The sequence below is a fragment of the Bacillus coahuilensis m4-4 genome, from assembly GCF_000171615.1.
Taxonomy (GTDB): domain Bacteria; phylum Bacillota; class Bacilli; order Bacillales; family Bacillaceae_K; genus Bacillus_T; species Bacillus_T coahuilensis.
The window spans coordinates 17166-31776 of sequence record NZ_ABFU01000064.1; the positions used below are offsets into that span (position 1 = coordinate 17166).

The 14611-nt window shown below is 43.4% G+C and carries 16 protein-coding genes and 1 pseudogene; 14 read left to right on the plus strand and 3 right to left on the minus strand.

Annotated elements, in window-relative coordinates; translation table 11 throughout:
• Window positions 1-55 precede the first annotated feature (55 nt).
• The 12 genes from M44_RS17055 to spoIIR all read left to right on the plus strand — a co-directional run bounded on the left by M44_RS17055 (window position 56) and on the right by spoIIR (window position 10834).
• Window positions 56-1342, plus strand: coding sequence for a UDP-N-acetylglucosamine 1-carboxyvinyltransferase (locus M44_RS17055; protein ID WP_010175567.1), 1287 nt, complete (start codon window positions 56-58; stop codon window positions 1340-1342).
• Between the two features lie 93 nt (window positions 1343-1435).
• Window positions 1436-2398 (plus strand): class II fructose-bisphosphatase, encoded by a 963-nt coding sequence (gene glpX, locus M44_RS17060; protein WP_010175568.1) that lies wholly within the window; start codon window positions 1436-1438, stop codon window positions 2396-2398.
• Window positions 2399-2642: 244 nt separating this feature from the next.
• Window positions 2643-3917 carry a transcription termination factor Rho gene (rho, locus tag M44_RS17065; RefSeq protein ID WP_010175569.1) on the plus strand — a complete coding sequence of 425 codons (1275 nt, stop codon included), beginning with the start codon at window positions 2643-2645 and terminating at the stop codon, window positions 3915-3917.
• Between the two features lie 163 nt (window positions 3918-4080).
• Window positions 4081-4281, plus strand: a complete 201-nt coding sequence (gene rpmE / locus M44_RS17070; RefSeq protein ID WP_010175570.1) for a 50S ribosomal protein L31 — start codon at window positions 4081-4083, stop codon at window positions 4279-4281.
• Window positions 4282-4527: 246 nt separating this feature from the next.
• Window positions 4528-5148 (plus strand): thymidine kinase, encoded by a 621-nt coding sequence (locus tag M44_RS17075; RefSeq protein WP_010175571.1) that lies wholly within the window; start codon window positions 4528-4530, stop codon window positions 5146-5148.
• A gap of 493 nt (window positions 5149-5641) precedes the next feature.
• Window positions 5642-6076 carry a hypothetical protein gene (locus M44_RS24000; protein WP_010175573.1) on the plus strand — a complete coding sequence of 145 codons (435 nt, stop codon included), beginning with the start codon at window positions 5642-5644 and terminating at the stop codon, window positions 6074-6076.
• A 179-nt stretch (window positions 6077-6255) separates the two neighbouring features.
• Window positions 6256-7149: a DMT family transporter gene (locus M44_RS17090; RefSeq protein ID WP_010175574.1), complete on the plus strand. Its 894-nt coding sequence runs from the start codon at window positions 6256-6258 to the stop codon at window positions 7147-7149.
• A gap of 72 nt (window positions 7150-7221) precedes the next feature.
• Window positions 7222-8292, plus strand: a complete 1071-nt coding sequence (gene prfA, locus M44_RS17095; RefSeq protein ID WP_010175575.1) for a peptide chain release factor 1 — start codon at window positions 7222-7224, stop codon at window positions 8290-8292.
• 2 nt (window positions 8293-8294) lie between these two features.
• The gene (prmC, locus tag M44_RS17100) at window positions 8295-9152 is read left to right on the plus strand and encodes a peptide chain release factor N(5)-glutamine methyltransferase (RefSeq protein WP_010175576.1); all 858 of its coding nucleotides are present in this window, start codon (window positions 8295-8297) and stop codon (window positions 9150-9152) included.
• A gap of 85 nt (window positions 9153-9237) precedes the next feature.
• Complete coding sequence (locus M44_RS17105; protein WP_010175577.1) at window positions 9238-9912, plus strand: hypothetical protein; 675 nt, start codon at window positions 9238-9240, stop codon at window positions 9910-9912.
• A 13-nt stretch (window positions 9913-9925) separates the two neighbouring features.
• Window positions 9926-10117 (plus strand): hypothetical protein, encoded by a 192-nt coding sequence (locus M44_RS17110; RefSeq protein WP_010175578.1) that lies wholly within the window; start codon window positions 9926-9928, stop codon window positions 10115-10117.
• Between the two features lie 120 nt (window positions 10118-10237).
• A complete protein-coding gene (gene spoIIR, locus M44_RS17115; protein ID WP_010175579.1) occupies window positions 10238-10834 on the plus strand; it encodes a stage II sporulation protein R in 597 nt (198 codons plus the stop codon).
• 227 nt (window positions 10835-11061) lie between these two features.
• Here spoIIR and M44_RS27170 read toward each other — a convergent pair whose 3' ends face one another.
• The 3 genes from M44_RS27170 to M44_RS17135 form a co-directional block, all read right to left on the minus strand.
• Complete coding sequence (locus tag M44_RS27170; RefSeq protein WP_010175581.1) at window positions 11062-11238, minus strand: hypothetical protein; 177 nt, start codon at window positions 11236-11238, stop codon at window positions 11062-11064.
• Between the two features lie 133 nt (window positions 11239-11371).
• On the minus strand, window positions 11372-12139 hold the full coding sequence (locus tag M44_RS17130) for a MerR family transcriptional regulator (RefSeq protein WP_010175582.1): 768 nt from the start codon (window positions 12137-12139) through the stop codon (window positions 11372-11374).
• Between the two features lie 105 nt (window positions 12140-12244).
• Entirely contained in the window at window positions 12245-12709 is a 465-nt protein-coding gene (locus M44_RS17135; protein WP_010175583.1) for a GNAT family N-acetyltransferase, read from the minus strand.
• Window positions 12710-12833: 124 nt separating this feature from the next.
• Between M44_RS17135 and M44_RS17140 the strand changes: the two genes are divergently transcribed.
• Both M44_RS17140 and M44_RS24005 read left to right on the plus strand, forming a co-directional pair.
• Window positions 12834-13265, plus strand: coding sequence for a hypothetical protein (locus tag M44_RS17140; RefSeq protein WP_010175584.1), 432 nt, complete (start codon window positions 12834-12836; stop codon window positions 13263-13265).
• Between the two features lie 209 nt (window positions 13266-13474).
• Window positions 13475-14513, plus strand: a pseudogene (locus M44_RS24005) (L-threonylcarbamoyladenylate synthase).
• Window positions 14514-14611 lie beyond the last annotated feature (98 nt).

The window sequence follows — 14611 nt, forward strand, 5'->3', positions numbered from 1 at the left end:
GATGTCTATATAAAAGACAAGATGTATTATTCAACACAGAGGAAGGGAGTCTCAAATGGAAAAGCTTAAAATTGCAGGGGGCTATCCCCTAAAAGGTTCTGTCAAGATTAGTGGGGCCAAAAATAGTGCAGTTGCCCTAATTCCCGCGACAATCTTAGCCGACTCTCCAGTAACAATTGATGGTTTACCAGATATATCAGACGTTCATATGCTTCAAGATCTTTTAGAAGAAATTGGAGGGACGGTATCATTTGAAGAAGGAACAATGGAGGTCGATCCTTCGAAGATGATTTCCATGCCACTTCCTAGTGGTAAAGTAAAAAAATTACGTGCATCCTATTATTTAATGGGTGCCATGCTAGGTCGCTTTAAGAAGGCGGTCATTGGCTTACCTGGTGGCTGCCACCTTGGTCCGCGACCGATTGACCAGCATATAAAAGGCTTTGAAGCACTTGGTACAGAAGTAACAAATGAGCAAGGAGCAATTTATCTGCGAGCGGATGAGCTTCGTGGTGCTAGAATTTACTTAGATGTTGTCAGTGTTGGTGCAACCATTAATATTATGCTTGCTGCTGTTCGGGCAACAGGGAAAACCATTATTGAAAATGCGGCAAAAGAACCGGAAATCATTGATGTGGCCACCCTTCTAACCAATATGGGCGCTAAAATCAAAGGGGCCGGCACGGATGTTATCCGTATTGAAGGGGTAGACGCGCTTCGCGGCTGTCGCCATACCATCATCCCAGACCGTATTGAAGCGGGAACCTATATGATCATGGCGGCAGCTGTCGGAGAAGGGATTCTAATTGATAACGTCATTCCTCTTCACTTAGAATCTCTCATTGCGAAGCTCCGTGAAATGGGAGTTCCAGTTGAGCCAGGTGACGATCAAATATTTATCGGCAAATCGGATGCTCTTAAAACGGTAGATATTAAGACACTTGTTTACCCTGGATTCCCGACCGATTTGCAGCAGCCTTTTACGAGCCTTTTAACTCGAGCGGAAGGCTCTGGGGTTGTTACGGATACGATTTACTCTGCTCGCTTTAAGCATATTGATGAGCTTCGCCGTATGAACGCCAATATTAAAGTTGAAGGTCGCTCTGCGATTGTGGCTGGACCTGTTCAATTACAAGGGGCAAAAGTAAAGGCGTCAGACCTACGAGCAGGTGCAGCGTTAGTCATTGCGGGTCTAATGGCTGAAGGTGTAACGGAAATTACAGGTTTAGAACATATTGACAGAGGATATAGTGACTTAGAACAAAAGTTATTTGGTTTAGGTGCGACCATCTGGCGCGAAAAAATGACCACGGAAGAAATAGAACAGCTAGAAAATTCATGATTTTTCAGACAACCCCTATTTAATGTGTTACAATATTGTTGTTATTGTGTTATACCAATTAAAATGATACTTGTAACACAGGGGGCGGAGAATATGGAAAGAAGTTTATCCATGGAATTAGTTCGTGTAACAGAAGCGGCTGCACTTGCATCGGCAAGATGGATGGGTCGCGGAAAGAAAATGGAAGCAGACGATGCAGCCACTTCTGCTATGCGTGATGTGTTTGATACAGTTCCGATGAAAGGAACCGTTGTCATTGGCGAAGGGGAAATGGACGAGGCGCCCATGCTATATATTGGAGAGAAGCTTGGTACAGGCTACGGGCCACGTGTAGATGTGGCCGTGGATCCACTAGAAGGTACAAACATTGTTGCTTCTGGTGGCTGGAATGCTCTCGCTGTTTTAGCGGTCGCTGATCATGGGAACCTTTTAAATGCACCGGATATGTACATGGATAAGATTGCAGTAGGACCCGAAGCAGTTGGTCAAATTGACATCAATGCTTCAGTCCTAGACAATCTACAAGCAGTAGCGCGTGCTAAGAACAAAGACGTTGAAGATGTAGTGGCAACGATTCTTTATCGTGAACGTCATGAACATATCATCGCACAAATTCGTGAAGCAGGAGCTCGGATTAAGCTTATTAACGACGGTGACGTAGCAGGTGCGATTAACACTGCGTTTGATCACACAGGTGTTGATATCTTATTTGGATCCGGTGGTGCTCCAGAAGGGGTCATTGCTGCCGTTGCACTTAAAAGCTTAGGTGGAGAAATCCAAGGAAGACTTTTACCACAAAACGAGCAAGAGCTAGCACGCTGTGAATCTATGGGCTTAGATTGCAACAAAATCCTACGAATGGATGACCTTGTAACTGGCGACGATGCCATCTTTGCAGCAACAGGTGTCACAGACGGCGAACTATTGCGAGGAGTTCAATTCAAAAGTAATTTTGGACTAACTCACTCGGTTGTTATGCGTGCGAAATCAGGTACCGTCCGCTTCATCGACGGCCGCCACAGCTTAAAGAAGAAACCTAATTTAGTCATGAGATAGATAAAAAGAGAAAGAGAAGGGCTGACTCCTTCTCCTTCTTTACAATTTTTAACACAAATGATAAATAAGCATTGATTATCACTGTCCCCTATGGGTACAATAGAAAGTGCTTTTGAATACCTACCAAACTACTTCAAATACGTTCTTCAACATTACTTCTTCACCTTCCGTGTAAACCATTTCAACTACTGAAGTTACATATGGAGGATCATTCAAGTTTAAAACTAATAAGTGTGGTGTCAACATGAAAGAATTAACGATTGCAGGCTTAGAAGGCATGAAGCTAAAGGAGCTTTATGAACTAGCCAAGGATTTCAAAGTATCCTATTACAGTAAATTAACAAAACGAGAACTAGTTTTTGCGATTTTAAAAGCGCAGGCAGAACGAGAAGGCTTCTTCTTTATGGAAGGTGTTCTTGAAATTATCCAATCAGAAGGCTTCGGTTTCCTTCGACCAATTAACTACTCTCCAAGCTCAGAAGATATTTATATCTCAGCTTCACAAATTCGTCGCTTCGACCTTCGTAATGGCGACAAAGTATCTGGAAAAGTTCGTCCACCTAAAGAAAACGAACGATACTTTGGTCTTTTACATGTAGAAGCTGTAAACGGAGATGACCCAGAAGCAGCAAAGGAACGTGTTCACTTTCCAGGATTAACTCCTCTATACCCAGATCGACAAATCATGCTAGAAACAACGCCAAACAGAGTGTCTACTCGTATTATGGATATCCTAGCACCAGTAGGTTTTGGTCAACGTGGATTAATTGTAGCTCCGCCTAAAGCAGGTAAAACGATGCTACTAAAAGAAATTGCGAACGCGATTACGACGAACAATCCAGAAGCAGAGCTCATCGTCCTACTGATCGACGAGCGTCCAGAAGAGGTGACGGATATCGAACGTTCTGTTGATGCTGATGTCGTAAGCTCAACGTTTGACGCGGTTCCAGAAAACCACATTAAAGTGGCAGAGCTTGTACTAGAACGTGCCATGCGACTAGTTGAACACAAGCGTGACGTGGTTATCCTAATGGATAGCATTACGCGTCTTGCACGTGCCTACAACTTAGTCATCCCGCCAAGTGGACGTACTCTTTCTGGTGGTATTGACCCAGCGGCATTCCACCGTCCTAAACGATTCTTCGGGGCTGCCCGTAATATCGAAGAAGGCGGAAGCTTAACCATTTTAGCAACGGCACTTGTAGACACAGGATCTCGTATGGATGACGTGATATATGAAGAGTTCAAAGGAACAGGTAACATGGAATTACACCTAGACCGTGCTCTAGCAGAACGTCGTATCTTCCCAGCGATTGACATCCGTCGCTCTGGTACTCGTAAAGAAGAGCTATTAATGGAAAAAGACAAGTTAGACAAGCTGTGGGCTATCCGTAAAACCATGTCAGATTCCCCAGACTTCTCTGAACGCTTCCTTCGTAAGCTTCGCCAATCGAAGACGAACAGCGATTTCTTTGACGTATTAGGAGAAGAAATGAAGGCAGGAACAGGTCGCAAATAAGGAGTAACCTCTTTTTTCCAGTCTAGTAAAATGAGAAAAGATTGGTTGCATTTCAAATATCACCTTGTTATAATATTGTCAGTGTGTTTTTAATACAATACAGCTATGACTGTACGAATATAACTCTGTTTCGAATGATTCAGGGCGAGAGGAGATGAAAAGAATGAAACCAGGAATTCATCCAACTTACACTAAAGTTACGATCAAATGTGCTTGCGGTAACGAAATCGAAACTGGATCTGTAAAAGAAAACGTGTCAACAGACGTATGTTCTGAGTGCCACCCATTCTACACAGGTCGTCAAAAGTTCGCGTCTGCTGACGGACGTGTTGACCGCTTCAATAAAAAATACGGCCTTAAATAATGTAGGTACAAAACAGGCAAGTCACCATGTTTCTTGCCTGTTTTTTATTCGAAGGAAGGACCATCCTTCTTTTTCGACTACCTTCATCAATAGGTTGCCTAAAGAAAAAGAGGCAGTTTGAACAAACTGTTCCTTTTTTTTTCTGTTATTTTTCAAAAAATCATAGATTCTACTCTACATAGATGGTGTCTAGAACGAGAAAAATACACAACTAGAGACTGACAATTAGGAAGGAGAGGCCGAGTCATGTATCTCATGAAGCATACTGGTTGGGTGGAAGTTATTTGCGGAAGCATGTTCTCAGGAAAATCCGAAGAACTGATTCGCCGAGTAAGACGCACTCAATTCGCAAAACAATCTTTAATGGTTTTCAAGCCCAAGGTGGATAACCGATACAGTGAGGAATCCGTTGTGTCTCATAACGGCACGTCTGTTATGGCAAAACCGGTTGAGCATTCTTCTATTATTTTAGATACCGTAACAGCTGATATCGATGTCGTAGCCATTGACGAAGTCCAATTTTTTGACGAAAACATCGTAAACGTCGTTGAAAAACTTGCGAATACAGGACACCGTGTCATCTTGGCCGGACTAGACCAAGATTTCAGAGGAGAACCATTTGGCCCAATGCCCGCCCTGATGGCCATAGCGGAGCAAGTAACCAAACTACAAGCTGTATGCGCAGTTTGCGGCTCTCCTGCAAGTCGCACTCAGCGCCTCATCAATGGCGATCCTGCGTGCTACGATGATCCAATCATCCTAGTTGGCGCATCAGAAGCATATGAGCCGCGATGCCGTCATCATCACGAAGTTCCAACAGGTGTTAGCGCCGGACTCGAGAACGTACGCTCACTAAACGGAGAATAATACTTTCTTTTATAGTCACTGGTAAACCGTCATCCTTAGGATGGCGGTTTTTTCGATTGGGATGGGAGTATTAGATGGAGAAGGTATATGTAAAGTAAAGGAGTGCACGCAAGAGGCTTGGGGCCGCACGCAAAAGGCGGAAAAGTGCACGCAAACAGTCGAAAAGTGAACGCAAACGAGCTAGAGCCGCACGCAAAAAAGGGAAGTGAACGCAAGCGACCTGAAACCGCACGCAAAAGGCGGAAAAGTGCACGCAAACAGTCGAAAAGTGAACGCAAACGGGCTAGAGCCGCACGCAACTCGTCGCCCATAGTACTTCACCAAAAAATCAAATCTAATACCCCACCTCCTGTCAACCCTTCCTTAAAAATTCCATCACTCTCTACACCTACTATTCCAAGTAGTTAACCCCACCCTCTCCCACCACCAAACCCACTCCTGACCGCATACTCCCAACACTTCCGGGCACCCTATACAAAGGAGGGATCGACCCATGAAAAAAACATATTGGATGAGTTTAACTGTGATCTTACTTCTACTCGGAGCATGTGGAGCTGAGGAAGACTCTATGTTTTCCAGAAACGATCAGGAAGGAACTCAGTTTGTAGACAATGATGTAGTTGGCCATAATGAAGAAGATTGGCCAACGGCACGGACACAGACGAATCAAAATCCGAATTTTATTGATTTGTCCGAGAATCAGCCGACTCTTGGGACTGATGTGGATAAGGCGAGGGAGACGATTGCAGAGCTAACGCCTTATGAAGCCGATGAGGTTTGGATAAATGGCGGACAGATGTGGGTAACCGTTCATACGAATAAAAATCTTACTTCGGTGACGCGCGATAATGAGGAAGCGGAACTACATGATACGCTAACCAGAGCACTGCCTCGCTATAAAATTCATGTAGAGTTAAAAGAAAAATAAGGGTCAGATCCCAAGTGGTCTGGCTTTTTTTGTCATCTTTCTTCTCCATATTTCACGATCTTGTAAGCTGAAAATCTCTTCCATTTTTCTCTAGTATTTTTACATGGGAGGGCGTATGATGGATGTATTGATTTATTTCGGTGTTCGGAATTCAGGAATTGGAATGGGGGAGTAGAGGCATGGGAAAGAGAGAGATGACTGCACTATTTGTATTGGCTTCCCTGTGGGGAACTTCTTTTTTGTTTATTCGGATTGCATCTCCTGCAGTAGGGCCTTTCTTAACGATGGAGATCCGGGTGTTTATTGGATTTTTAGTAATGTTTCTACTCGCAAAGGGAATGAACAAGACCCTGCAGATCAAAAAATACTGGAAGCACTTTCTTATAATCGGAACGGTGAATGCAGCCATCCCCTTTACCCTTATTGCCATAGCAGCACTTGAGCTGAATGCGAGTATGACGAGTATATTAAATTCGACCACTCCTCTTTTTGGAGCTCTCGTTGCCTGGGTGTTTCTTGGTGAGCGGTTTACTGTACAAAAGGGCATAGGAATGGCGCTTGGAATGGGTGGTGTGATTGCGCTTGTTGGGTGGAATAGTATTCCTGTGACGTGGATTGTCATATTATCTGCATCCTGTAGTATTTTAGCGGCGTTATCGTATGCGATTGCGGGAGTTTACATAAAGAAGCATTTACAAGGTGTGGATTCTTTTTCGATGTCTGTTGGTCAGCAATTGGCGGCAAGTTTACTATTGTTCCCCTTTATTTTTATCCCTACTGGTGAGAAGACGTGGTCCCCTGAAGTGGTGTTCAGTCTCCTGTCCCTTGGGGTGTTGGCCACGGCCATTGCGTATTTATTTTACTTTTATTTGATTGAGCATGCGGGACCGACGAATACGCTGACGGTCACGTTCCTTGTTCCGTTATTCGGTGTGTTCTGGGGAGCGATTTTCCTAAATGAACCCATCACAGTAGGCACCATAGTAGGATTAGCGCTTATATTAAGTAGTATCGGGTTTATTACAGGGGCAAAGCTTGTCAAAGTCAGCAGAAGCGAGGAAAGTCGAGTGTAGGACATATATTGAGTTTGCTGAGCGTATATACTATACTTATACTGTTATGGACTAAAATTGAGGTGAAGTTCTATGTTTGATCGTTTACAAGCCGTAGAAGATCGATATGATAAATTAAATGAACTCTTGAGTGATCCTGAGGTTGTGAGTGACCCGAAGAAGCTTCGTGAGTACTCAAAAGAGCAATCTGGCCATCAGGCAACGGTGGAAGCGTACCGTGAATATAAGGATGCGAAAGAGCAATACAATGATGCAAAACAAATGCTAGAAGATAAGCTAGATCCTGAAATGCGTGAAATGGTTAAAGAAGAGATTTCAGAGCTTGAAGAGCAGATTGAATCCCTAGAAGAGCGTATGAAGATTCTTTTAATTCCAAAAGATCCGAACGATGATAAGAACGTAATCATGGAGGTTCGAGGTGCTGCCGGTGGGGAAGAAGCGGCCTTATTTGCTGGAACTCTCTACCGTATGTATTCTCGCTTTGCGGAGATGCAAGGCTGGAAGACAGAGGTTATTGAGTCTTCTCCAACAGGTTTAGGTGGATACAAAGAGATTATCTTTATGATTAACGGGAATGGTGCGTTTTCTAAAATGAAATACGAAAACGGAGCGCACCGTGTACAGCGCGTACCAGAAACAGAATCTGGTGGACGTATTCATACATCGACTGCGACAGTGGCTTGTCTTCCAGAAGCAGAAGAAGTAGAAATTGAAATTCATGATAAGGATATCCGCGTGGACACATTCGCTTCAAGTGGACCGGGAGGACAAAGTGTTAACACGACGATGTCAGCTGTTCGTTTAACGCATCTTCCGACTGGAACCGTTGTATCGTGTCAGGACGAGAAATCTCAAATCAAAAACAAAGAAAAAGCGATGAAGGTTTTACGTGCTCGTGTATACGATAAATTCCAGCAGGAAGCACAAGCGGAGTACGATGCTCAGCGTAAATCTGCCGTTGGTTCTGGGGACCGTTCTGAGCGTATCCGTACGTATAACTTCCCGCAAAACCGTGTAACGGATCACCGTATTGGTTTAACGATTCAAAAGCTTGATCAAATTCTTGAAGGAAAAATGGATGAAGTGATCGATGCACTAATCCTAGAGGATCAATCAAGCAAGCTTGAAAGTATGGAAGATTAAGGATGAAGATTTTTGAGGCCCTCCGCTGGGCTTCTTCTTTTTTAGAGGAGAACAGCCGAGACAAGAATGTGGGCGAGCTATATTTGCAGCATCTTTTAGACTGGAGTCGTTCAAAACTTCTCGCAGAGCAGCAGCTTCTACTCGATGAATCCATCCGAGAGCTTTTTGTAAAAGGGGTTAAAGACCACGTGTCAGGCATTCCTATTCAGCACATCATAGGTTACGAGGAATTTTACGGAAGGTGCTACAAGGTGAATCGCCATGTATTGATTCCACGACCGGAAACAGAAGAATTGGTGTATCATACGCTAGAAAAAATCTCGGATTTGTTTAAAGCTACTGGAACTGCATTAACCTTAGCGGATATTGGAACAGGTAGTGGGGCCATCGCTATTTCTATGAAGCTTGAGCGTCCTACCCTTCAAGTGTATGCGAGTGACCTTCATGAGGAGGCTCTTCAGGTTGCAAAGGAAAATGCGGACCGATTAGGTGCTGAGGTTCATTTTACCCAAGGCAACTTGCTTCATCCCATAATGGAAAGAGGAGTCAAGCTAGATGTGATGCTTTCTAATCCTCCATATATTCCTGAAGGGGATAAAGAGTGGATGAGTGAAGTAGTAACAGAGCATGAGCCTCATTCGGCTTTGTTTGCTGGTGCTGACGGAATGGTGCTGTATCGGCAGTTTATGGAGGAGCTTCCCCTTGTGATGAACTCTCCTGGACTCATTGGTTTTGAAGTCGGAACGGGGCAAGGAGAAGCTGTCCGTGACCTCCTGCAACAAACCTTTCCTTCTGCTAGGTCTAAAGTGGTGTTTGATATAAACGGCAAAGACCGCATGGTTTTTTGTGAGATCCTGTAAAAGAGAGCTTGAAGTTTTTCAAGCTCTCTTCTTTAGTATGTGGTAACATAAATGGAGAAAAGCACCAAAAGAGTCGGAGGAGAATATGAAACATAGAATCATGTTAATTCTGATTGGAGGCTCCCTTCTTACGGGATGCCTGGAAGAAAAAGTAGATCAGATGACGACTACCGCAGAAGAAGAAAACCTTCTGAATGAAAATGAAATAGTAGAACAAGTTCCTGCTGGTGAGCTCCCTCAATATGAGCAAGAGGACGAGCAGCTGATGGGAGATGAACCGGGAGAATCTGATGAGGAGAAGGCCGAGAGCTTTTATCTTCCCTCTAAAACGAGTGTCGCGTATTTCGGTGCTTGCACAGAGGATGTAGAAGACAGAAGAGAATATAGTGTGGAATACAAGGACATTCAAGATGGCTATGTATCTGGTTTGATCCGAACCATTGATACAGCAGCGGTCCCGTTTGTTTTTTATGAAGATTCAACTGGGCTTTATGAGGTGGATGCTCATCATGATAAAAAGCATCTTGTCTCCTATCCTGCAAAAAAGGGAAGCATCATGACCTATGAAATGCTTCAAAAAGACTCTGAAAATGAAGCAGAATACTGGCTTACACGTAACATTGAAGTCCTTGAAGTGAAGGAAGGAAGTGTTGAGCTCCTTCATACGACAGAAGTGGAAGGCGTCATACTTGAACAAACGTGGGTGTTAGAGAAGCAAACGGGCTTTATTCAATTTAATGAGTATTGTATTCACAGGTAGGGGAGGCACACAAATGAAAACATGGATCTACAATCAACTTCACTGGATTATCGTCATCGCAATTGGATTAGGCTTTTTCGCTGGATATGACTTTTCACATTCCAAAGAGGATTTGGTTGCGTTGGTGTTTGGGGGAATAGGGCTGATTGGTTCTTTCGTTCTTGCGTTCATCGTTGAAAAGAAAAAACGTAGTGAGAATCAATAGAGTTTAAGATTAATAGCGATGTTATATGGCTTAAAATCTAGTAAAAAAAATGTATTCTCCTAGTTTAAGACGGGAACATTTTGTCCACACTGTTCTACTGAAGGGGACGGTGAGGAGAAAATGAAACATCGAAAACAAATTGCTTGGTTGTACTTATTCCTTTTATCAGTTAGTACAGTCGTGAGTTTATATATACCACAAACGGAAAAAGCCGCTGAAGAGGTTGTGACCATACCAGATGAAGCTATTCGCTTACGAATTTTGGCAAACAGCGATCGTGATGCTGATCAAGAGCTGAAACATCTAATTCGCGATGAAGTAAATGCGAGCATTACGGAGTGGGTAGCAGAAATTGATAACTTAAATGAAGCACGAGCGCTACTCCAAACCAATCTCCCTAAAATTGAAGAGATTGCTGAAGAGAAAATGAATGAACTTGGTTTAAATCAAACCATTCATGTAGAATACGCAACGAACGTACAATTCCCAACAAAGCTCTACGGACAGTATTTATATCCGGCTGGAGAATATGAAGCTATACTGATCACCCTCGGAGAAGGGGACGGTTCAAATTGGTGGTGTGTACTATTCCCGCCGCTATGCTTCCTAGACTTTTCAAGTGGTACCGCAGTAAGTGAAGGGTTTGAAGAAGAGAAAAGGAGCCCCAATCTGATAAAGAAGCAGCTGAACAAGATTCCGAGCTTGAAGAAGATGTAGAACAATTAACAGAAGAAGAGCAAGCGGAAGAAATGGTAGCCTATTTACAACAAGAAGCAGGCGTCTTTGTAGAAGAGAAAGAACCAAAAACAGAAGTGAAATTCTTCTTGGTTGAATTTTTTGAGAAATTATTTGGGTAAGTGAAAAGGCTAACTTCATAAGTAATAGAGTAGAAAAGGACATCTAATCCTTGTTAGAAGTCCTTTTACCATTTTGAATGAAATTTCTTACTCCGCCTCATGAATAACAGTCCAGTCGTCTTGGAAATCAACAGGTCGATGTGCCTGTATCATTCTAGATGTTTTAAAGTCTTCAATAATACACTTATTGCCCACAACCTTTAATCTTCCTACTCGACCATCCACTTTATGCCTTACAATATCACCGTGTTTCATTTGTTTCACCTGCCATTTCTTCTGTACATTGTAAGAGTTTATGCAGGCAGTAAACGAAGAGGCACCGTATTTTATAAAATAAAACAAAAGTCTTACAATACTAAACAAAAGGACCTGTGGCAAATGCCTCAAGTCCTGAAGATTACTCGGATTTCACTCCTGTATACATGTGAATCGCGTCACGCAAAAACACTGCTAAACCAGGCTTTCGCTTATCATAATACGCTGTAAATCGCTCATCATCTACATACATCTGAGCTACTCCCGCATGGGCCTCTTTCGAATACGTGGCCCAGTAAAAGCTTAGCCACTCACGGTGAAGCGCAGCTACCTTCTGAGCCTTGTCGCTCGTTGGGTCACCCGTTTCAAATGCCTCCTCTAAGCGGTCTAGAATTTCCTCACCAAGCTTTTCTGCTCGGGTAAACTCTTCTTGTGATAGCTTCTTCATCTTTACATTCGAAGCATCAACGGTTTCATCTCCATACTTCTCCCGTATTTCCTTCCCGTATTGCTTTTCGTTTTCTTCTATTAACTGTTCCTTCAAGCCTTCAAACTTTTCTTGATCACTCATCGTTCGTCTCCCTTCCTTACTCTCAATGGTTTTATCCACATTGTTGATCAACTGATTGAGCTTAGCGCGCTTTGAGAGAAGCTGTTCGCGGTGGTCCTTTAGCGCCTCTACTTCATCAAATGTTGTGGAGGAAAGAATCTTTTTAATGCTCTCTAAATCCACCTCAAGTGCTCGGTAAAATAGAATTTGCTGGAGCCGGTCAACCTCCTCTTTGCCGTACACTCGGTATCCCGATTCATTCATCCTAGCCGGCTTTAACAGATCAATTTCATCGTAATACCGAAGCGTTCGGCTCGTCACCCCGGCAAGAACCGCTAACTTGTTTATGGTATATTCCATCTCTTTCCCTCCTCGCATGTTCATCATATACCTTTACGTTGCGTAAAGGTAAAGAGGGGGATGCGAAAAAAATGAGATTTTTTTTCTAAGGGAGAATCGTGGAATCTATTCTTCCGTCAGTACCAGCTGCCTGCTGAGTCCACAAAACCCTTCTCGTTCATAAAATATACGTGCTGCCTCATTAAATTCATACACAACAAGCTCAATTCGGAAGACGCCCTGATCCTTCGCCCACGCTTTCATAATAGTGAGAAGTGACCGTCCAACCCCTCGTCCCTGGAATTCTGAGAGAACCGCAATATTATCAATATGAAGCCACGTTATCTCCCTCTGTACCCCAGCTGCTGGTTTAGATAAAATAAAGCCCTCAGCTACCCCAATGAGTCTGCCTTCTTCCTCTGCTACAAGAAATAATTTCTTAGGATCCAGGATCAAATCTAAAAAGTACCCCAAATCTCTAGGTTCACCTTCAGTAAACAATTCAGGATGCTTTAATCTGTGCAACTCATCCAGTTCTCTATAAATTACTAGCAACTCTTTCATATCCTCTATCGTACCTTCCCGGATCATCTCACCTTCACCTCATCATTCTGCTATCTTCTCTAAGAATCTATGAATCAAAAGGGAAAAATAGTTCTTTTCTCTATAAAAAATCATAGAAATAATGATAGATAACCTTTAGGAGGGAAATAGGATGAACATTATTTTAGAAGCCAATGAGCATACTCTAGTAAATGTAGAAGAATTTTTACAAAAAGCAGGACTTGGAACGGAAGGATTAGGGGAAAGCGGAGCCGCGGTCCTTTATATAGAAAACGAACAAAGTGAAATTCAAGGAACACTTGCCATGGAAAAGCACGGAAACAAAGGGTTACTCAGATCCCTAGCCATTACCCAACAAATTTTTCCGGAGGACGTACTGACTTTATTTAAAACGATGTTTCTAACTGCGCAGAAGATGTCGGTTCATACCCTCTTCTTAACAAGCAATCGACAAGAATCTCTCCCATTCTTTGAGATGCTCGGCTTTGAACTAAGCGGAATAGACGAAGACATCGAAGAATTTGAGCATTTTGAACAATTATCCACTGTGGATAACTACTACATTTTAAAGAAATTCTTATAAAAATAGCTATTTTCTGACTTTTCATCAACATTGTCCACAAACTTATACACAAATTGCTGCTTTTTACACACAAACTGTGGATATTCCTTGTATTACGTGTTCACCTCTTTTATACTGTTTTAGGATTATTTTATAGAGAATAGGGTAAAATACAGTTTTAGACGGAATCCGACAATTCCCATTTGCCCGATTAGAAAAGGTGAAAAGTTATGAACACTTATACATGGAATGTGGATAAAAATGTGGATAGCCAAAAAAAGTTACCCACAGATTCGACAGGCAGCCGAACTTTTACAAAGAAATGAAGTCGTAGCCTTCCCAACCGAAACCGTATATGGACTAGGTGCTAATGCCACCAGCTCAGAAGCCGTACGAAAAATATATGAAGCAAAGGGCCGCCCAAGTGACAATCCACTCATTGTCCACATAGACGACAAAAGGCAGCTAGGAGACCTCGTCGCCGAGATTCCAGCCTCTGCCTATCTGTTAATGGACGAGTTTTGGCCAGGACCCTTAACCATCATCTTTGCGAAAAAACCAGGCGTATTTTCAGATATCGTCACAGCAGGGTTAGATACAGTAGCCATACGCGTACCAGATCACCCAGTAGCCCGAGCGATTTTACATGAAACGAATCTACCGATTGCAGCACCTAGTGCGAACAGATCCGGACGCCCAAGCCCGACTACGGCTCACCACGTAGCAACCGACTTAACTGGTCGAATTGCTGGGATCGTTGACGGCGGACCGACGGGTGTCGGAGTCGAATCAACGGTCATAGATTGCACCGTGACCCCCCCAATGATCCTGCGACCAGGTGGGGTCACAGCTGAACAAATACGAGAGGTTATCGGCGATGTTTCTATTGATCCTTCTTTAAAAGAAGGAGAAGGGGCGCCAAAATCTCCTGGCATGAAGTATACACACTATGCACCAGAGGCACCGGTATACTTGGTCGAAGGAAATGTGCAGCGCCTTCAACAGCTAATAGATAGGAAGCAAGCGGAAGGGATGAAAGTAGGCGTCATGTCAACCAGAGAGGCTGCGAGTGATCTAAAAGCAGATGTAGTCGTCACATGTGGATCTCGCGAGAACTTATCCACCGTCGCCCGTGACCTATATGAAGCCTTACGCCACTTTAACGAAACGGATGTGGATATCATCCTATCTGAAACCTTCTCCAAAGAAGGAATCGGATCAGCCATCATGAACCGCCTGGAAAAAGCGGCAGGCTACAACTATTTATAATGAGAGAACCGACTCCGCCATGCGGGTCGGTTTTTGGTGGTTTGGGAGAGGGCGAACGTAGGGGAAGCGGTGGAGGGCACAAAAATGAGTGGAACCTG